This is a genomic window from Paenibacillus oleatilyticus (assembly GCF_018998565.1).
GTDB lineage: Bacteria > Bacillota > Bacilli > Paenibacillales > NBRC-103111 > Paenibacillus_G > Paenibacillus_G oleatilyticus.
On sequence record NZ_JAHNZO010000001.1, the window covers coordinates 180,566 to 200,049 of the forward strand.

At 56.3% G+C, this 19,484-nt stretch carries 19 protein-coding genes; 3 read left to right on the forward strand and 16 right to left on the reverse strand.

Annotated features, from left to right (window positions below):
* Positions 1-15: 15 nt before the first annotated feature.
* The 15 genes from KQX66_RS00850 to KQX66_RS00915 form a co-directional block, all read right to left on the reverse strand.
* Positions 16-414 carry a GPW/gp25 family protein gene (locus KQX66_RS00850; RefSeq protein WP_216788679.1) on the reverse strand — a complete coding sequence of 133 codons (399 nt, stop codon included), beginning with the start codon at positions 412-414 and terminating at the stop codon, positions 16-18.
* Between the two features lie 21 nt (positions 415-435).
* Positions 436-1,167, reverse strand: coding sequence for a phage baseplate assembly protein V (locus tag KQX66_RS00855; RefSeq protein WP_216788682.1), 732 nt, complete (start codon positions 1,165-1,167; stop codon positions 436-438).
* Between the two features lies 1 nt (position 1,168).
* Entirely contained in the window at positions 1,169-2,260 is a 1,092-nt protein-coding gene (locus tag KQX66_RS00860) for a phage late control D family protein (protein WP_216788684.1), read from the reverse strand.
* A gap of 48 nt (positions 2,261-2,308) precedes the next feature.
* Complete coding sequence (locus tag KQX66_RS00865; RefSeq protein WP_216788687.1) at positions 2,309-2,932, reverse strand: CIS tube protein; 624 nt, start codon at positions 2,930-2,932, stop codon at positions 2,309-2,311.
* Between the two features lie 43 nt (positions 2,933-2,975).
* Positions 2,976-6,689, reverse strand: coding sequence for a hypothetical protein (locus KQX66_RS00870; RefSeq protein WP_216788689.1), 3,714 nt, complete (start codon positions 6,687-6,689; stop codon positions 2,976-2,978).
* Positions 6,690-6,738: 49 nt separating this feature from the next.
* Positions 6,739-7,182, reverse strand: a complete 444-nt coding sequence (locus KQX66_RS00875) for a phage tail protein (protein WP_216788692.1) — start codon at positions 7,180-7,182, stop codon at positions 6,739-6,741.
* A gap of 5 nt (positions 7,183-7,187) precedes the next feature.
* Entirely contained in the window at positions 7,188-7,379 is a 192-nt protein-coding gene (locus tag KQX66_RS37940; protein ID WP_081481771.1) for a DUF6760 family protein, read from the reverse strand.
* Positions 7,376-7,753: a hypothetical protein gene (locus KQX66_RS00880; protein WP_010500500.1), complete on the reverse strand. Its 378-nt coding sequence runs from the start codon at positions 7,751-7,753 to the stop codon at positions 7,376-7,378. The genes KQX66_RS37940 and KQX66_RS00880 overlap by 4 nt, the downstream gene beginning before the upstream one ends.
* A gap of 68 nt (positions 7,754-7,821) precedes the next feature.
* On the reverse strand, positions 7,822-8,256 hold the full coding sequence (locus KQX66_RS00885; RefSeq protein ID WP_216788694.1) for a phage tail protein: 435 nt from the start codon (positions 8,254-8,256) through the stop codon (positions 7,822-7,824).
* Positions 8,257-8,290: 34 nt separating this feature from the next.
* On the reverse strand, positions 8,291-10,021 hold the full coding sequence (locus KQX66_RS00890) for a phage tail sheath family protein (RefSeq protein WP_216788696.1): 1,731 nt from the start codon (positions 10,019-10,021) through the stop codon (positions 8,291-8,293).
* A 132-nt stretch (positions 10,022-10,153) separates the two neighbouring features.
* Positions 10,154-10,951, reverse strand: coding sequence for a hypothetical protein (locus KQX66_RS00895; protein ID WP_216788698.1), 798 nt, complete (start codon positions 10,949-10,951; stop codon positions 10,154-10,156).
* A gap of 2 nt (positions 10,952-10,953) precedes the next feature.
* Positions 10,954-11,529 carry a Pvc16 family protein gene (locus KQX66_RS00900; protein WP_216788700.1) on the reverse strand — a complete coding sequence of 192 codons (576 nt, stop codon included), beginning with the start codon at positions 11,527-11,529 and terminating at the stop codon, positions 10,954-10,956.
* 28 nt (positions 11,530-11,557) lie between these two features.
* A complete protein-coding gene (locus KQX66_RS37945) occupies positions 11,558-13,840 on the reverse strand; it encodes an ATP-binding protein (protein ID WP_216788702.1) in 2,283 nt (760 codons plus the stop codon).
* Positions 13,774-14,328, reverse strand: a complete 555-nt coding sequence (locus KQX66_RS00910; protein ID WP_216788704.1) for an eCIS core domain-containing protein — start codon at positions 14,326-14,328, stop codon at positions 13,774-13,776. Before KQX66_RS00910 ends, KQX66_RS37945 begins: the two co-directional genes overlap by 67 nt.
* A gap of 222 nt (positions 14,329-14,550) precedes the next feature.
* On the reverse strand, positions 14,551-15,462 hold the full coding sequence (locus KQX66_RS00915) for a hypothetical protein (RefSeq protein WP_216788707.1): 912 nt from the start codon (positions 15,460-15,462) through the stop codon (positions 14,551-14,553).
* A gap of 259 nt (positions 15,463-15,721) precedes the next feature.
* Between KQX66_RS00915 and KQX66_RS00920 the strand changes: the two genes are divergently transcribed.
* From KQX66_RS00920 to glsA, 3 genes are all read left to right on the forward strand, one after another.
* On the forward strand, positions 15,722-16,192 hold the full coding sequence (locus tag KQX66_RS00920) for a GNAT family N-acetyltransferase (RefSeq protein ID WP_216788709.1): 471 nt from the start codon (positions 15,722-15,724) through the stop codon (positions 16,190-16,192).
* A gap of 3 nt (positions 16,193-16,195) precedes the next feature.
* On the forward strand, positions 16,196-16,816 hold the full coding sequence (locus KQX66_RS00925) for a pyridoxamine 5'-phosphate oxidase family protein (RefSeq protein WP_216788711.1): 621 nt from the start codon (positions 16,196-16,198) through the stop codon (positions 16,814-16,816).
* A gap of 131 nt (positions 16,817-16,947) precedes the next feature.
* The gene (glsA, locus tag KQX66_RS00930; RefSeq protein ID WP_216788713.1) at positions 16,948-17,892 is read left to right on the forward strand and encodes a glutaminase A; all 945 of its coding nucleotides are present in this window, start codon (positions 16,948-16,950) and stop codon (positions 17,890-17,892) included.
* Between the two features lie 551 nt (positions 17,893-18,443).
* On the opposite strand, the gene kduI is transcribed toward glsA, so the two are convergent.
* The gene (gene kduI, locus KQX66_RS00935) at positions 18,444-19,277 is read right to left on the reverse strand and encodes a 5-dehydro-4-deoxy-D-glucuronate isomerase (protein WP_179223554.1); all 834 of its coding nucleotides are present in this window, start codon (positions 19,275-19,277) and stop codon (positions 18,444-18,446) included.
* Positions 19,278-19,484: the final 207 nt, after the last annotated feature.

Below are 19,484 nucleotides of genomic sequence, written 5' to 3' on the forward strand. Positions count from 1 at the left end.
AGCCTATTCGGCTGCTCATTTCGTGCCTTCATGAATATAGAACGGATACACCTGATTAAATAAGTTGTTCGTCGATCGGACCTCGTACTGAATGCGGATCATCACTTTGCCGGGATCGTCCGTATCCGGCTCCGCCCGGACTTCGACTTCGTGCACTCGAGGCTCCCAGATGCGAATCGCTTCCGCGATGTCCGACTCCAGCAGATGCATCGTCGTCTCGTTCGTCAAGCCGAACAGAAAGCGCTCCACGCCGCAGCCGAAATCCGGCCTCATGACACGCTCTCCTTTGGCGGTCCAAACAATAATGCGAATCGCTTCGGCGATGTCCTCTTCATATTCGGACATTTTGATGCGGCCGGTCACCTCGTCCACTTCGACGGGAAATTTCCATCCTCTGCCCAAAAACGACTTCACCCGTGCGCCTCCCTTGGCCGATTAGTTGATTTTGACCAGGCTGCCCTTAATATTGACGACCCCGTCCGATTTGATATCGACGGAGGCGCTGCCTTTCAGCGCCAAACTCGCGGAAGCCTCGATGTTGACCTGAGTCGATTTGACGGTAATCTGCTTGCTGCTCTCGATCTGGATATCGCCCTTGGCATTCATCGTGATGACCGAAGTGCTCGACTTGATCTTGATTTCGTTAGCGGACCCGCCTTGAATGACAATCGAGTGGTTTCCGCTTGAATCGGCGATGGTGACCGAGCTCTCCTTATCCAGAAGCTCAACGATCTGGCCTTTTTGAGTCTTGACCGTGATCTTGCCCTCCGCGTCGTTGTCGTCAAAAATCAGCTCATGGCCCGCCCGCGACTTGAATTTGCGCACGTCGTTCTTGTCGTTCTTCCCTTCGGGAGAAGGGTCCTTCTTATTCCACAGCGTGCCGATCACATAGGGCTGCCGGGCCTCCCCAAGATGAAAGGCGACCAGTACCTCGTCCCCCACCTCGGGAATAAACAGCGTCCCGCGATCTTTCCCGGCCATCAGCGTGGCGATCCGGGTCCAATCGGTTTCCGTTTCTCCTTCGCGGAGTGGAAGCTTCAGCTTGACCCGGGCCAGGTTTTCCGGGTCCTTGTTGTCCGTCACGACGGCGACCATCACACCGTTAATCTTCGGTGTCAACGATTCCATCGCTTCGTTCGGATTTAACGAGAAAGGAAATTCGTTCATATCAGCCCACCGCATTTCCTTGAACTTTAAAAGTCGTCGTATACCCGGAGGCGTCGATCCGGTGCGTGGAGGACGTAATATAGTACGGTTGGTTGAGGACCCTGCCCAATCCCTCCAGCTTCATATATCGGCCCGCGCAAATTTCAGGCAGGCCGATGGTTTCGCCATGCCCGGTAACCAGCTTCATCCCCCGCTCGTTCATAACCGCCTCCGCCTTCGCCTTTGCCTCTTCCACGGAATCGACATTCGCACCGATATTTTCCTCGAACTCGCCGTGCGTTTTCAGCAAATCTTTGCCCGTCTTGGAGCCGGAGCCAAGCTTGGTGATCTCGGTAGCCGAAGCGACGATCGGCTTCTGCTGCTTGTCGTCCCAACCGCGCACCGTCACTTTGGTAATCTGGTCGGCAAGGTTCATATCGGTGGCAAAGCTGCGCAAATTTTGGCCGTAGCTTAAGGTGAGCACGCTGGAAGTCCCCGTAAGCGGTTTGCGAAAATACATCGTTTTGCCCACGAGAAAAAAATCGTAATTGCACATCAGCGCCAAGTACCTGAGAAATTTAAAGTCGCTCATTCCTTTTTGGTCGATCGTGCCGATCACGGTTTCCGTATCGTCGACGATCACTTTGGGCACATATTTTTGGCCGATCTCCTTGGCTACGTCGCTGTACTTTTTGTCGATCCAATAGCCGGCCTTCGAGCCTTTCATCATCAGCGTCGACTTGTCCATCCCCTTCACACGGAGGGTCGGATGGCCCTGTGCCGGATAATCGGCGGTAACGGAAGTGATGATCCCGTAAAATACCGTTTTCAGCTTGTCCGTATAGCCCATTTTCACTTCCAGCGTTTTCCCCAGGACAAAGTACTCGGCAAGCCATTTGAAATCCCGTTTGACGATATCGTAGGCGTTTTTTACGGAAAAATCGACGAAGTTTGCTTTAGGTTCGACGCTTGTCGTGACGGTGATGGAGGGAATGGCCATACTTTCGGTGACAATATTGGAGCCGTCGATATAAATCTCGTAAGCGGGTGCGTAGAAATTCCGGTACTTGCTTTCCAACTCGTCAAACGTATACGTCTTGGTTTCCAGCGCCATAAGCCATTCCCCTTTCTTCGTTATGTATTGGCAGGATTATGGCAGCGTCTATTCCAGCCTCGGAACGATCAGTCTGCGTCCGGCTTCGATATGCCTGGGGTTGTCGATCTTGTTCGCTTTGGCAATTTCGCGCCATAGTCCGGGATTTTCATATTCTTGGGCAGCAATCATCCACAGCTGGTCGCCTTGGTTGAACAGCTTTTGCTTCGTGCGGTCGGCGGACTGGCGGGGAATATGCTGGAACTGCTCTTTCATGCTCATGACGGCCTTAAACGTCACACGAAGCGTAGCTCGCACCGGTATCCCGGAATCGAGAAACATCGTAAATTTTTGCGAAACCTTTTCGACAATGCCTTTAAAATTCAAGGAGCCCCATACAAAACGGCATGGCGGCGGCGCGTGCAAATCTTTATCCACATCGAGCAGCTTAACGACTTTCGAGGTGTGGGCGCGGACATCCGTGCCTTTCTCGTAGCTGTCGAAGAACAGGTCCATCGACAGCGTCGTCGCTTCCCCGCTCACAAATTGGGCAATCGGCGCGTTCAAGCCGGGAATCATCTGCCACGCAAATTTGTTGGACGACTCCAACTGGTATTCCTTCGGGTTAAACAGCACCTCGATCTCCTGTCGGCTGCCGCCTTCCACAATAATTTTGGCTTTCGTTAAAGCCATCCGCCTCACCCTTTGCAAGTTCGGGAATCGCGGCCGCAGGGGTTCAAAGCCCGCTGCGCTGCCGCTCGAATTTGATTTTGTTTTCCAGCTCTCTATACACTTGGTCGACAAAACGGTCCAAGTCCGGTAAAGCCGTCTGAGACGCGGCTGATAGCTCGATTTTCATCGCTTCAAGCTGGGCGGAAACCTGGGTGACGGCCTGCGCCGCCGCTTGCTTCGCCAAGGTCCCGGTATCCGGCTTCTGCTTTTTATGGTATTCGATTTCGGAGCGCGCAGCCCGGTAGGACGGGCTCGGCGTGACGGCCGCCTTGGCGTGCTGCTGAGCCGTGCGCATTTGAAGCGCGACGCGAGGCGTTAAAGCGCCTTCGGCACTGGCGCTGGCGGGCACCGCGGGCGAACGCGGCGCGACAGCTTGCTGCCGATGCAATTGCAACGGCAGCGACGCGGCTTGGGGCGGTTGGGTGCCTAAGACGCTCGCGGGCATTGCGGGCGAACGATGCGCATCAGCCTGCAGCGGATGCAACTGCAATGAGCGTTGCGGCACTCCGGGCGACAACACACCCGAGGCGTTTGCCAACATCGCGGACAGACGCTGCACGTCTGCCTGCGACGGATGCATCTGCAACGCGGGTAACGGCGATCCAGGTGACAAGACGCCCGAAGCGTTCGCAGGCATCGCGGACAAGCGTTGCTCGTTAGCCTGCGATGTATGCATCTGCAACGGGCGTTGCAGCGATCCGGAAGACAAGACGCCCGAGGCGTTCGTGCGCACCACTGACAGACGCTGCGTGTCAGCCCGCGACGGATACAGCTCCAACGGACGTTGCGAAGCACGAGGCGGGAAAATGCCCAAGACGCTCGCAGTTGCAGCAGACGACCAGTCTGCGCGAACCTGCGGGAGCTTGTTTGCAATGGCCGCTGCCATACGAGTCGAAGGGTCCGGCAATGCTTGTACAAATGGCGGTCCGAACACAGTCGCTTGACCTGCCTTGGCATGCTGCGAGGGGACGACCCTGAATTGAGGAACTGGTGCTGTTGGAGCCATGCTTCCAACTGAAGCCGAAGGGTATACGGCGCTATTCCGTTTAAACAGCGTCGCATCCGGGCCTGCCGGATGTCTACGCATTGCCCGTTCTTCCGCATCACCGTCCCTCAAGGCAATCCTGCTCCCACCGATGTTACCCGCAAAATCCGTTACATTCGGTAAGAGGGCTCTCAATCCGCCCTCCGAACGTAAGCTAACCAGTTTATGAAGGATAAAGGAATGTACGGATAAAAACCGGGATTGTTCGTACTGCGCCGGAACAACCGGATGTCGTCGTACATCTGTTAAATTCCAGCCCCATCCTTCCGATTCGCGTATCTCGTCTGATGTGCTTCGAAGCACAATATCCACAAGGCTTGAACCAGCCCCGCGAATAAACCTACGAATCATTGGATTCGCAGAGCCCGAAACCGTCCTGGTTGTAAAGCTTCGAACGGCTTCGCTCGTAAAGCCCGAGACCGTATCGTTCGCATCATGCCTAGCATTTTTCCCACGTGTCGGCGCTGAATTCGATTGGGAGGCTTGATGCCGACGAACGTAACGCTGCTTCACCGCCCCTATGGAATTGGCAGCATAAATCTGTGTACCAATAGACACAGCTCTTCCTCCAAACGGCAAAGGATGGCGTTGGAGTTGCCGTCCTTCGACAGCGGATGACCGTTTGGCCGAGACGATCGGCGAATTGCTGTTCACCCCGGATAGGCTTGTCATCGGATTTCCGGTTTTTACAGCTACCGGCTTAGGCTGAACAGTAACAAGCCCCGTTCTTTCGTGTCGGACAGGGACTGCCAAATCAGCCGTCATTTCTCCGCTCTCTGCCTCCGCAATGCGGCTGTGATATAACTGTTCGCTTGACATGAGCATTCGGCTGTGAAGTGGAACAGAGCCGTACGAATGTACCGAACTATCGTATTCAAACGCAGAAATACCAGTGGATGGCACGACACCGACAAGCATCTGAAGGGAACTGATACCGCCAAATTTATTGCTGCTTCGTCCCGGACTTTGGCTGATAAAAACATTATCTCTGCGCAAGGACGCGCTCATCGGATAATGAAACCGAAGCGAAACCGACGATTCGTTCCCGATCTTCCGCTGCACAATAATAGGTGCCCGACCGTAGAAAAGATCGGCATTCACCTTTTGCCAATGCGTTCGTTCGAAGACGGTGGTGGTTGACGATAATACAGCCGTCTCGTAACGACGGTCCGATATGTCTCGCATAGACTTAGCCGGACCATCCATGCGTAACCGCCCAAGTACAAACAGGCGGCCTTCCGAAGCTGCCGCAGCAGCATCCGTTTGACGGCTTCCCGTCATGCGCTTCTTTTCAAGCCGGGCATCCAGCGTCCGATGACCGCCCAAGGAACCTGCTTCAAACAAGCCAATGCGGCGCTGCAGCAAAATTTCCATACCGAGGGAGGATACTCCCTTCGGTCTAAGCCACGACCGTTCGGTAACGGATGCCGTTCCGCGTTTTTTCCAACCCGCACTTTGTCCAGCGTTTCCTCCAAGCGTCCGATTCCTTTTATCGTCATCGTCAATCGGACTTGCGGCGACTATGATCGGACGCACAACAGTACGGCCGCCCCGACTTTCGCTTACGGTTCGATATCCCTTCTTATCGTCCGAATCAACCGGACTTGACGCTTTTTCCAAACGTCCGCGTAAATGGAGGCCTTGGCTCTCGCTTATATGTTGACTTAGGACATCATCGGCCATGACCGAATAAAACTGTGTTGTCCGATCTATATGTATAGGATTGAAAGCCTGTTGCCGCAAGGAAATCCGCTTCCATTCCAAGACCTGCCCGAAGGCCCGCCCCTGCTCTTGCTCCGGTTTGCGCCACTCGCGCTCAAGCAGCGGACTCCGGCTGCTTTCTCCCGAAGAAGATCCCTGCTGCAAGCCCCGTTGCCGTTCGTCGCGACGCTCCTTTATTTCCGCTGCCGCATCGGGGTTTCTCAGAGCCGCCATCGCCTTGGATTCGGGCTTCCGTCTGGCCTGTCGCACCTGATCAACAGGTACATGCCGCGCCCGTTCACCGGATAAGTTGTACCCTCTGCCTGAACGTTCGGCAAAGCGATAATCCCTGCGCAGCACCAAAGGCTCTCTCATCCCACGACCGCGTATACGCCCGCTCGAATGAACCATCAGCCCTGCCGAAACCGACTGCCTAATGCCTATATCCGCAGAATTTCGCGAACCGGCCGCTTCCCCGTTCGTCTGAGGATGTCGATGCGCACCCAAAGGCGTAGAACCAACCGCTCGCTCCATTTCTCCAACATTCGAACGCAGCGCCTTGCTTTCTTGCCGACGATCCGCCCGCATCGTGCCGGTTGCCGAATTCGCCGCAGTTATCCGCGATGCCGTTCCCACACCTGTCGGTAAAAAAGAGCTTGTCTTTCGTTCCGAAGCGTCATGCCGTCGGGCCAGCTTTTCCAGCAGATGCAGCGTCCGCCGGTACGTTCGAAGCATATCCCGCTCTTCTTGCTTGAGCAATTGCAGCTGCATTTTCAAATGAAGCGTGAATTGAACCAGCGAGACATGCTGAACAGGAAAGCCTCCCTCTCCGGCCTCAAGCAAGGTTAGCGCTTGCGGTCCCAAGTAGTTCCTGGACGCAAAGCCGTATTTCCGCGTGATTTGTTCGGCGAACCGGAGATGCCCCGGCATGCTGGGCGCCGGCCCCGCTTGGATGCGCTTCGTCGTTCTCATCGTCCGTGCCCCTTGACTTCAATGTTGCCCTTCATCCGCATTCTTTCCGCTAACGGGCGTAAATGGCCTTTAATCCGTTGTGCACCAGCTCGATCGTCTCGACCGCGACCTCGCTGCTCGAAGCGCTCAACTCGGGTCCGGCCCATTTGACCGGGTAACAGCCGAAGAAATTCCAGCGGATCATTTCCTGCCACGAGGCGTCGTATAGAATAATCGAGCCGCTTTTGCGCTTCACCTTGCCTCCTGCAGCGCTGAAATACCAGTCCCACAGGTCGCTCGATTTCGTGATGCCCCGTTTCAATACGATTGGAGGCGATTTCGTCCCTTTCGGCAGGCGGTGCGTATAGCCGTTCACCCCGCCCTCGGCTACCTCCTCGAACTCCAGCTCCGACTGCAGTCCGCTAACCTCGGAGAAGCCGGCAACCAGCATGCCGTCAAGCTCCACCATAAAACGAAACGCTTGTCCGAAGATTTCCGAATCGGCTGCGTTCATGGGCTTCACCTCTTTTTAAAGACGTCGAAGGGGTTGTCCGGCTCATCGTTCAGGCTGCGGTTGATGCGCGAAATTTCCGAGCACCACCGCCGCCGTTCGCGATGCTCCATGTTCATGATATCGTCATGAGGCCAATGAAAATAATAAGCCAGGAACGCGGCTTCCTCATAAATTTTATCCGCCGGATAGACCGTCAGTTCCCCTCCGTCTCGGCTAAAAAAGAGATGTCCACCTCAAATTCGTGGTCGCATTTCGGACAGACGGTGCGCACGCTGAGCTTTTCCACTTCGTTAATTTGCCGGTAAAAATTTTGCAAAAAAGCAAGATCCGACGTAAACAGCCGTTCGATCACCTTCGTATCGATCGCCCTTAAATCGCCCAGCTTGGTAATGACTCTAGCTAGCAAAATAATGCTCAAATAACTCGGGTTTTGCTGCACGCGCTGATCCCGCATCGGCAATATTTCATCGGCTGCGGTAGCCAGACGCATCACGCCCCGTTTGTGCAAGCTGCCGTTCTCGTCCACATAACCGCGCGGAAGCTCGAATTCGTATTCCGTTCTGAACTCCATGATGTCCTCCTTTGTGAGAAGCCTGCCGGAAGAAAACAAACGCTAGTCCCTTCCGGCGCTTCCAGTCGTTACTTCGTCCGCGTCATGCCTTCGTGCGCCAGCTCCAAGTGTTCAATGGCAACGTCGGAAGCCGTGGCATTGAAATCCGGCGCCGTGTATTTGCAAGGCCATGCTTCGATGATCTGCCAGGTCGCCACGTCCTGCCCCTCTTCGTCAAGCGCAATGATCGTTACGGTTTTGCGGGTCACCTTGCCTTGTAAGCAGCTGGAAATCCATTCGTATAAATCCAAGGAGTCGGTAACTCCCCACTTCAGCGTAATATTTCCGTATTTGGCCAATCCCGGGAGCTTGCGGGGCGTAATGACCTCATTTCCGTTGCGGTATTCCACGACATCGAGCGATGCGTCGAAGCCGGAAACCTCGCTGAAGCCCGCTTGTTGAATCCCTTCAACCTCTACTCTGTATCGAAACTTGCGATACGGATCGGTGCGTTCCACTGCCATGCTGAGCCATACCCCTTTCTACTGTAACCATCCATTATTCCGAACCGGTTTTTTGCGTAATCCGGAAAATGACAAATTCCGCCGGCTTGACCGGAGCGATGCCGATGACGCAAATCAGGCGGCCGTTATCGATGTCGTCCTGCGTCATCGTGTTGCGGCCGATTTGAATATAGAACGCTTCGCCCGGGGTTGTCCCCGCAAGCGCCCCGTCTTTCCAGACACGGGTCAGGAACGCGTCGATCGTACGCTGAACGCGGGCCCACAGCTTCTCGTCGTTCGGCTCGAAGACGACCCAGTTCGTGCCGTTCTTGATCGAGCCTTCCACAAAAATGAACAAACGGCGGACGTTCACATATTTCCACAGCCCGTTCGAGGAAAGCGTTCTCGCCCCCCATACGCGAATCCCTTGGCCTGTAAAGGAACGGATCAGGTTGACGCCGCGCGGGTTCAAAATATCTTGCTCGCCTTTATTGTACTGGCAATCGAGCCCGACACAGCCGCGCACGACTTCGTTCGCAGGCGCTTTATGAACGCCCCGCGTATTGTCGCTGCGGGCATAAATGCCGGCGACGGAACCGGACGGCGGTATGTAAATATTACGCTTGTCCAGCGGATCGAACACCTGCAGCCAAGGATGGTACATGGCAGCATACTGCGTATCGAAAATATCGCGGTGCGTCATCACGTCGGCAATTTTCGTTTTATCCTGCGGAATATCGAGAATCGCGAAACGGCTGCCCAAATTTTCGCAGTGCGCGACAAGCGCAAGCTGCACGTTCGGGTCGGTTACGCCGGGTACGGCCATCAGACTGACTTCGTCGTTGTCGATAAAAGCCTGGATGCCCGTCCGTTTACCAGGACCGAGGTCCTGACCCATGAAATCTCCCGCCGACAAGGCGTCCGCAGAACCGTCGCTGCCGCCCGACAGTTCGATCGCGAACTTGCCGGCCGCTTCCGGCTGACCGGAGATGACTTCGAACGGATGCACCGCGCCATGGTCCGCACCGTCGCAGGAGACGCCGATAATATTGGACTTGCCAATTGCTTTCTCCACATGATTCGGGGCCGTAACGTTAAGGGAAACACGCTCGTACGTTTCCGCTTCGTCCCCATAGAACGCATGCAGCGTAAATTCGCACGTCGTGAGCACCTTCGCCGGAAGCAGGTTCGCGTCGACAACCTCTTCGCCGCCTTCCAACGGGCTTTCCAGCTCGATGATGTTGTCCTGCGACGAAACGACGCGGTTGTACTGCTTGCTCTCGCCGTTATCGAAGGCTACGATGTCGCCCGCTCTAAAACCGGCGCTGCTTTTCACGCGGTACTTCTTCGATGTCCCGGCATCACCTAAAATTTCATAAATTTGCGTCTTCGCTTTGCTTGCCGGCTCCAGTACGACCCGGACCCGGTTACCCCATTCACCCGGATTTTTGGCGAAGAGCCGGAGCGCGGAGCTTCCGTCGTTCGACGCGGACTTCGCATCGGACGGAGCCACCCTCATCACGTAGCAGCGCGAGCCGCCGTTCACGAAGAAGTGTTCGACCGCATAGGCCAAATACCGGTAAGAGCCAAAAACGTTCTCAGCGAGGTATCCCCCGAATTGCCGTGTAAAATCGTTCATACTGGTAATGAATTGCGGCAGCCCTTCCACCGGCCCTCTGGCAGCGAGACCGATAAAGCCCGCCGTGCTGGTGCTGACCCCGCCCAGCGGCACACCGCCGCTGTCGAACTCTTCCACGTATACTCCCGGCGATAAATATTCAGCCATTTGTTCCTGATCCGGATATCGTCATGTTCCGAATCAGTTCCTCCCTCCCAATCGTCATCGCGATTCCTCATGCTATCGATTTCCCGGATGTATGCTGGCTTATGTATCGATACCTTACTTCCCTCCGCTTCCTTAATCGTCGGTAGATGGGAGCAGTCCGAGCCGTACCGGTGGTCCCTCTTCCACTTGCACCTCCTGATCCAGAATAAGCGATTCGTCGTCGGACAAGAACAAATGAACCGCGCAGACAAAACGTTTCACACCCTGCGGCGGAAAAGCGGCCGCCCATTCCCCGCGGCCGTCGGCAGCGCCTTCCGCCACGTCCGTCACTACGGTTCCTTTGCGGTGGGGAAACCGGAACGGCGTCTGCAGCTTCGCTCTGCGGTTCGCTTCATGCAGAGCGGCAATGCGGATAAACTCCCTTTTGGCCGGATCAGGATCGAGCACATAGTAGCATCGGCCGCTGACCAACCGGTGCACGGCGCCGAACGCAAGCTCCGCTTCGCCTTGGCCCGCATCTTGGAGCAGCTTCGCGCAGACCAGATTCCCATCCGTCACGGCCGCCCGTATTATCGCGGAATCCGGCGCGTTCTTCGCCCTGACGCAAATCAACGTCGTTCCCGACGCAAAAGGATAGGAGGACGTCGGCAGCATCGGCACCAGCTCCACAGGCTCCAGCGGAGACAGATTCGCCGTATCGACAACGACCCTGCTGTCCGCGTAATGCGGCGGCGCGCTGAGGGCAATACTGTACATTCCCGGGGGCAGGCCGAGCAGCAGGAACGTTCCGTCCGGCTTGCGGAACGGTCTGCACGGAACGCCCTCCACAACCAACCGCGGTACGGCGGCCGGGGCAAGACCGGTTACGACATCCACCGGCTTGACGACCAGAGCCAGCTTGACTTTCACCTCGCTGCTCAAGCGCTCCATGATCAATTTCCTTCCCGCTCTTCCAACTTGAACTGCGCTTCCGCAACCCGTGTGGTTTGCTTCGTGCGGGTAGAGTCCAGATAAACGGGCCCGACCACGTAGCTGAGCGATAATTTGTAAGGCGTGTTGGAAAAAAGGCTGACCGCGTTTTCCAATGTAATTGGCTGCGGCATGATCCGGATCGCTTCATTGCTGTCGGCCAGCGATCCTTGCAGGCTGGAGCCCCGCAGGACGGCATGGTCGTGAAACACCTGCATCACTTTCCCCATAATGCGGTGCTCGTCAAAGGAACGGGTCGCGAGCTCCGATGCCGAATGGCAGGTAACGAGATAAACCAAATTCAACGCCATCGGCGGATACTGCAGCGTGTCCGTTCCCCTTCCAATCATATTCGTCCGCCGGTTCTCGGTATTTTCCTGAATGCTGTACAAAAACAGCGTGAGCTGAAAATCTCCCTTATCCGTCGGCGAGGCCAGTCCGATCGCTTCCGGCTGAGACAAAAGCTTCGGGGTCAAATGCTCTCTTAACAGCTTGACCAGCGTATTTCCCACGTCTGCGATCACTGTGTAATCAGCCATGCGCTTCCTCCCCTTCTGCCTCTCCGTCTCAATCGAACAAGTCGGCGTACTCGCCCATTTCCTCGCGGATCCAGATCTTCCCGTTTTTGCGCAGCTCGTTGCGCGCCGCAAGCATGAACTGCTTCATCCCGATAGCGCACCGCTGCTCAGCCGCCATAAAGGCGGCGGACAGCACGATATTTTTGATATATCCTCCGGCCAGCTCAAACTTGGACGCCAAAAAGTGAAAATCGATATCGTCCTCGACCGGAGCTTCGGACGGAATCAGCCCGCGCCATATTTGCTCGCGATGCCCGGCATCCGGAAACGGAAATTTCACGATGAAGCCAAAACGCCGCATGAACGCCTCGTCCAAATTTTGCTGAAGGTTGGTAGCCAAAATGGTAATGCCGTCGTATTCCTCCATCTTTTGCAGCAAATAAGCGGTTTCCACATTGGAATACTTGTCATGCGAATCCTTGACTTCGGACCGCTTGCCGAACAACGCATCCGCTTCGTCGAAAAACAGGATGGCATTGCTGAGCTGCGCCTCGCTGAACACCTCGTGCAAGTTTTTCTCCGTTTCGCCGATGTATTTGCTGATCACCTGCGACAGATCGATTTTGTAAATTTCGAGCTGCACCTCTTTGGCCAGCACCTGCGCGGACATCGTTTTGCCCGTGCCCGGAGGCCCCGCGAACAGCAGGCTGACGCCTTTGCCGTAAGCGAGCGCGCGGTCGAATCCCCAATCCCCAAGCACCGTGCCGCGGTATTGCAGCCTGGCGCAAGCATGCTTCAGCTGCTCTTTTTGCTCGGAGGGCAGGATGACCCGGTCCCAGTCGTATTTCGGCTCGATTCGCACGGCCTTTTTCTTCAAGTTATGCTGTACCTGGGCATAGCAGGCCCGGTAAATCGCCTCGGAACCGCCAGCCCGATTCGTTTCGGGAGCGTCCCAGCGCAGCAATTGAACCGCATAATCGAGAGAGGCTGCAATCTGCCCGGGCGAGAAGCGGAACTTCCCGGCAAGCGCTTCCCAATCGGCGGCATGCTCCAGACGCCGTTCCGCACTCCAGCTTTCCCACAGCTTCCGGCGCTCCGCCGCTTCGGGTACCGGAACCTCCACCTCCAGAAACAGTTTCCTCCCTTGCAGCGGCCGGGGATTCAAGGCTTGCTCCGATAAAAGGAAGAGCGGCTCCTGCACCGACTGGAGCCGGTTCAACAGCTCCATCCGTTTTTTCCCGATGCTTTCGTCCTCTCCCAAGAGCAAGTGAAAGCGTTCGAACGCAACGATCGCTCCATAGAGCATCCCTTCGCGCAGCACCTTGACAATAAGCTCGGAAAACGGACGTTCGTCCCGAAGCAGGCTTTCGACGTTCGCCACCAGCAGCGACTTTTCCCAATGAGCCGCCGCGTGCCGCGCCTGCAGCTTCTTTCCGGAGCCGGGCTGGCCCCATAAACAAAATACCGGGAGCGGGTCGGACTCTGCCCGCCGTTCGACAAATGCGCGCAGCCGTCCCTGGAGCTCGTGCCCCGTTTGCAAATCCGGCAAATCCTGGTCCGACTCATACAGCTTGGTGCACTGGCCCAGGGACACATCCGTATAGCCGATGCCCAGCAGGAAAGCGGTCATCCGCTCATCCAGCCGCAAGGGACGCGTAAGCAGCGGGCCGTTGGATTGATCGACCGTCCGGGCTTCACCGCGAAAAAACCATTCCATCAGCCGGCTTCCGTTCATAAAAGCCTTGAGCAGCCCGCCCCCGTCCATTCCGGACAGGCCATACAGCCGCATCGCAAGCTCAGACGTCAAATACTTGCAGGTCGCATCGTCCTGAACGTAGGCATACAGCTTTTCGTACTTGCGGTCCGTCTCCAGGGCAAGCGCCATCAGCAGCGTCTGCTCTTCAAATTCATTCAACCCGAACATCTGCGATACGTAAGGGACCGGCAGGAAGCCCCCTTGCTCCAAAGAGGCCCGCCGCTTCCGGGCCAGCTCCCGGTCCATCGCGGCCAACTGGCGGCGCAGACCCGCAAGCTCGGCATCCTCCTCCCTGTCGTCCCCGTCATAGAGCAGCCTGTGCATTTCCTCTTCCGTCAGCACGAGTCCTTTGAACGGCAGAAGCGAAGGATCGGCGGGCGTGTCGGGCTCCTCCATCAGCTTCATCAAGATCGCCAGCCGCAAATCGAGCCTCGACCATTCCCGCTCGTAATGCTCCCAAGCCGTTGCGTATCCCGGCGTATCCTTGTTCTTTTTACCGTACACGGCCATCAATCTCCAAAGCCGGCCCGATAACGAGCCGAATCCAGTTTCGTTTGCGCCGCTTTGATCCCCCACTGATCGGCCTCCCGCTCCAGCGAAGGATCGTCGTTCACCGCCACGCCGTTGACTTCAGTCGTCGGCTTCACCCGTCCCTGCTTTTGCTGAACGATGTGCGCCAGCTCGTGACCAAGCAGCTCCTGCCCCTTGGAAGTTTCAGGATTGTACTGGCCGGGCGCAAAATGAATGTCATTGCCCTGGGCATACGCGAGCGCTCCGACCCGTTCCGCCTGATTCCCCGTATGCACCCTCACGTCGGAAAAGTCCGTTCGAAATGCCTGCTCCATCTTCGTGCGGACAGGCTCGGGCATCCCTTGGCCTTTTCTTTGGACGGGCGCCGCCGCAGATTTCATCTGGAGTTCGTCATCCTCCAGAACCGTTCGCTGGGCAGGCTTCGCAGACTTCATCTGCAGCTCCTCTTCCTCCATCACCGTCCGCTGGACCGTGCCGCCGGACATCATTTGCCGGACCGCACGGTTGCCCGAAATCCGCTGCATATCCTTCATCTTGAAAGCCACCGGATTCCCGGTGCGCAAGGGAGCGCTTTCGAACCTTGAAGCAAGGGGAGGGGCTGAAAGCTGCTTGCCCGGGGAAGCGTCTCGAATCATCAAAGGACCACACCTTTTTTTACTAACTTACCTTGATTTTTACACAGAAGGCGTTCTTTAAGCAATATATCTTTTGCTATATTTTGACGAAATTTATCTCATTGAAGCAAGATTTTTCCCTTAATATATCGAAAAACCTTTCCGCCCGCGGAACGGCCGGGAGCTCCCCGGTTGAAAAGCATCCCATGCGTTAGCCGCATCCCTTCCTCGATCCAGCCAACGGGCGAGATTTTCCGCCGTACTTAGACGAACCTCCGCTGCCACCCATCCGTCCGGCGTCGGATTATGGGCCGCTGGCCGTTCGGACAGATTGGCCGGTGCCGGAGGACGGCCGTCCTTCTTCCACATATACTGCTTATAGAGCCGCAGCGTTGTTCCCTGCGCGGTTTTTTTACGGATCTCTACCACGTGGTACTCAGGATGGCGTGCCAAAAAATGCTTCAGCTCCTCCTCCTGATGCCCTCCGGCAATCCCCGCTTCTTGAAATACAGGCAGCGGTGTGGCCACCGGAACGGCAAAACGGCTGACGGTATGCTTCCGCCACAAGGCCCCGATGTCTTTGCTCACTTGCTCGCAGCGGGCTTCAACGCCGGCCGCCTGCTGTAAAATTTGTGCTGCCTCGAAGTCCGCTTCTGCCTCTCTTCGTCTGAGCTCCGTATCGTTGTCGGTGCCCGGCCTGCCGAAAAGCGCTTCCATCCGAGTAACGAACTTGGCGAAGGTTCTGTCGAGCTCGGCAGTTTGCCTGAGAAGCCGGGCCATTTCAGGCTCCGTGTCCGCTTTATACCGCTGCAAATCACTGACCCGGTCCCCCGCGGCCATTACAGACCTCCTCAAAAAGCTCCGAACGGACGACCGTCTTAACCAATGCTGCACCGCCCGATTTCCCGCATTTTGCTGGAGTCTCCGAATGTGCTCGAAAGTCAAGTTCCGGTCCAGGTCCCGCTTCCACAAAGGAGCGCCGTACAGCTCACGCGGAGTTACTCCCTTGGCCGCGGTGCTCCGGCTTCTTGTCCTTCCCGAATGAAATGACATGACATCCTTTCCTCCATCTCAGGCCTCTGCGCTTTCCACGCATTTCATGGGCTCATGTGCCACTGTTTCTCTTAAATTCATAATAACACAAAATGTGGCAGCTGAAGGAATGTTTAACGATCAGAGAACAATTAAAATGGTCTAATAAAAAAGAACATAATTGGCTCTTTTCCATTGTCAATAATCGAGGTACGATGTCGAATATTTAGAATCCGCCTGTACCTGCGGCGGCAACTATCCGGAAGGAGAGCAAGATACGATGACCCCTTCGCATTCCTTGACCGTTCGTCAAGCCGGGCACGGCGATATTGAGGCGCTGGCGCCGCTGTTTGACGCTTACCGCCAGTTTTACAGGCAGCCCTCTGACGTGGAAAGGGCCGAGCGCTTTCTGCGCGACAATCTGGAGCGGCAGCAGTCCGTCATCTTCTTCGCCTATACGGAGGATCCGGGTCGGCCGCTTGGCTTTACCCAGCTGTATCCGACGCTTTCCTCCATTGCAATGATGCGCGTATGGACGCTGAACGACTTGTTCGTCCACCCGGACGCCCGCAAGCAGGGCGTCGCCCGGGCGCTGATGAAAGCCGCCGAGGCGCACGCCCGCGCTACCCGGGCCAAAGGCTTGCAGCTGTCCACGGCCGTCGACAATGTTACGGCGCAGCGTCTGTACGCAGCGATGGGCTATGTGCGGGACGATGCGTTCCTTCACTATTATTTGAGACTGGAGGACTGAACCATGAGAAGAAAAGAATTCGAAATGATGGACGCACAGGAGACGGAGAGCTTTTTGCAGGAAATGAGCTTTGGGGTGCTCGGTACGACGGGCGAAGACGGATGGCCGGAGCTGACGCCGGTGAACTTCGTCTTTCACGAAGGGGCGGTCTATTTTCACGGCAGCAAAATCGGGCAAAAAATGGCCAATTTGAAGGCACGGCCCCAAGTCACCTTCTCCGTCGCCAAGGAGTACGCCATCGTGCCGTCCTATATCCTCGATCCGAAGCTGGCTTGTCCGGCTACGGCCTACTTTAAATCCGTCGTCGTCAAAGGCTACGGCGAGCCGGTCGACGATCTGCAGCAGAAGGCGGAAGCACTGGGCGCGTTTATGCGCAAGCTGCAGCCGGAGGGCGGCTACGATCCGATCGATGCGGCCGATCCCGCCTATGTGCCGCAACTTAAAGCAACATCCGTGGTGCGCATTCGCGTGGAACGGATTACGGGTAAATACAAGTTCGGCCAAAATATGAAAGAACCCAAGTTGAGTCAGGTTATGGACGGACTGGAGCAGCGCGGCGGCGAGCTCGATGCGGAAACGATCGCGCTTATGAAAGCGTACTGTCCGCACCATCAGGAAAAGTAAAAGTCGGCAAGCTTGCGGGGCCATCCGATACCTGACGATTACCTGAAAATACCCGTCTTTTCATCCCGGCGCAAAAGCGGTATGCTAAAGGTAAATCGCACTTATGGATCCCAAGGAGGCTCCCGCACACGATGACATCCGAAACCGAACTGAACCGGCTGGCCGAGCAGCTTCCCGCCTGGCTCGAGACGAGCCGCAAGGAATCCCGGCACGGCCAGCCCGCCTCCTACATTCCCGAATTGGCGCACGCTCCGGGCGACGCCTTGGGCATCGCGCTGCTCGACGCCGCAGGACGCGAAGTAACGGCAGGCGACAGCCGCTTGTCCTTCACCCTGCAAAGCATCTCTAAAGTGTTCACGCTGCTGCTCGCCTTGATGGATCAAGGCGAAGAAGGCGTTTTCCGCAAGGTCGGCATGGAACCGACCGGCGACGACTTCAACTCCATGCTGAAGCTGGAGCTGGTCGAGCCCGGCATTCCGTTTAACCCGCTGATCAACGCGGGAGCCATCGCCGTCTCGTCATTGATCCGGGGCGCTACCCCCGCGGAAAAGACGGAGCGAATCCTCTCCTTCTTCCGCGAGGTCGCGGGTGACCCGACGCTGACCTTCAACGAAGCGGTGTACCGTTCCGAAGCCGCTACCGCGCACCGGAACCGGTCCCTTGCCTATTTCCTCAAAGACAACAAAGTGCTGGACGAAGAAGTAGAGCCGGTGCTTGACGTTTATTTCAAGCACTGCTCCGTGGAAGTGACCTGCCGCCATGTGGCGCGCATGGCGCTCGTTCTGGCGATGAACGGAACCGATCCCTTGTCGGGACGGGAGCTGGTGCCGCGGCGCTATGTGCAGATCGCCAAAACGTTCATGGTCAGCTGCGGCATGTACAACGCCTCCGGCGAGTTCGCCATCCGCGTCGGGCTTCCCGCCAAAAGCGGCGTCGCCGGCGGCATTCTCGCTCTCGTGCCGGGTCGGTACGGCATCGGCGTGGTCGGACCGGCGCTGAACGAGAAGGGCAACAGCATCGCCGGCGTCCACCTGCTGCAGACGATGTCGGAAGCGTTCGACTGGAGCATGTTTTAGCTGGATCGAAGCGCCGGAAGGCGTTGGCGAAGGTGAACTCAGCCGGCGGCCGCGCTTTGGCTATGAGCGGGTGGCACTGGCGCTGCCCGCTCACAGCCTCAAGCATAGACTACCCTCTAGCCGCGTCACAGCGCGCACCTCTTCGGCCAGCCCGTTTCCCCAAATAAAGGAACTCCAATGCGCTATCCCTCCTACGAAACCGGCTGTGAATCGCTTAGCTCATCTCCCGTGCTTTATTCGTGTCGAATGGCCATCCCAGCCCCGGCAAAAGCCCAAATAACGCATATCCCGTGCTCTATTTCCCAAAAAGCAGCATCCCCAACCAAATTAAGTACATCGCAGTTCCTCTATTTTCCGCCGGTGCACAGGCACTACACCCAGAATTGCCAATCGTCTTCTCCCAATCAACGTTCCTCCCCCTGCGCACTCTCTGAAATACTTATGCAACCGAAAACGTTGTCAGACTGGCTTAACGAAAAAAGCACAGCCTCCTGAGCCGTACCCGTAAGGTTCGCGCGTCAAAGAAACTGTGCTTTTCACATTCAGGTGCCTTATTTCAAATCTTTCATGGCGACCGCATCCATGTCGGAGAACTCCTGGTTCTCACCGGCCATCGCCCAAATGAACGTATAATTGCTCGTGCCTACGCCGCTGTGGATCGACCAGCTTGGGCTGATGATCGCCTGCTCGTTGCGGACGACCACGTGACGGGTTTCCGTCGGCTCGCCCATCAGATGGAAGACGACGCCGTCTTCTGGCATATCGAAGTAGAAATACACTTCCGAGCGGCGGTTATGCGTATGGCAAGGCATCGTGTTCCACATGTTGCCCGGCTTCAGCAGCGTCATGCCCATCACGAGCTGGCAGCTTTGAATGCCATTCAAGTGAATATATTTGTAGATCGTGCGCTCGTTGGAGTTGGTGATCGAACCGAGATGCTGCGGCTCCGCCTCGCTGATCGCCACCTTTTGCGTCGGGTAATTTTTGTGCGCCGGGGTCGAGCTCAGGTAGAAGCGCGCCGGATTCGCGGCATCCGCGCTCTTGAACACGACCTGCTTGTTGCCAAGGCCGACGTACAGGCCGTCTTTATTCTCCAGCACGTAGTCGGTGCCGTCGACCGTGACGACGCCTTGGGCGCCCACGTTGATGATCCCGATTTCGCGGCGCTCGAGGAAATAATCAGCCCCCATATCGTGCTTATCTGCTTCAAGCAGAACCGGCTCCGTTGTCGGTACGGCGCCGCCTGTAATGAAGCGATCCACGTGGCTGTAAACCAGATTCAGCTTGCCTGGCACGAACAAGCCTTCGATCAAATATTCTTGGCGCAAACGTTCCGTATCGTACGTTTTCGTTTCCGTCGGGTTGGTTGCGTAACGAATTTCCATAGCCATCGTATAATTCCTCCCGTATTTGCATGGTCAATGCTATTATAAACCATACGTTCATTTAAGTTCAAATGAATTATTTTTGAACCGAAATAAACCTATAGGGACATAAAAAAAACAAACGCAGGCATCAAGCGGATCGTTCCCAACCTTCCGCCCTCTTCATACGCTCCGCTCAAACAGCCGCCCGCGGGCATGCGCGTCTGC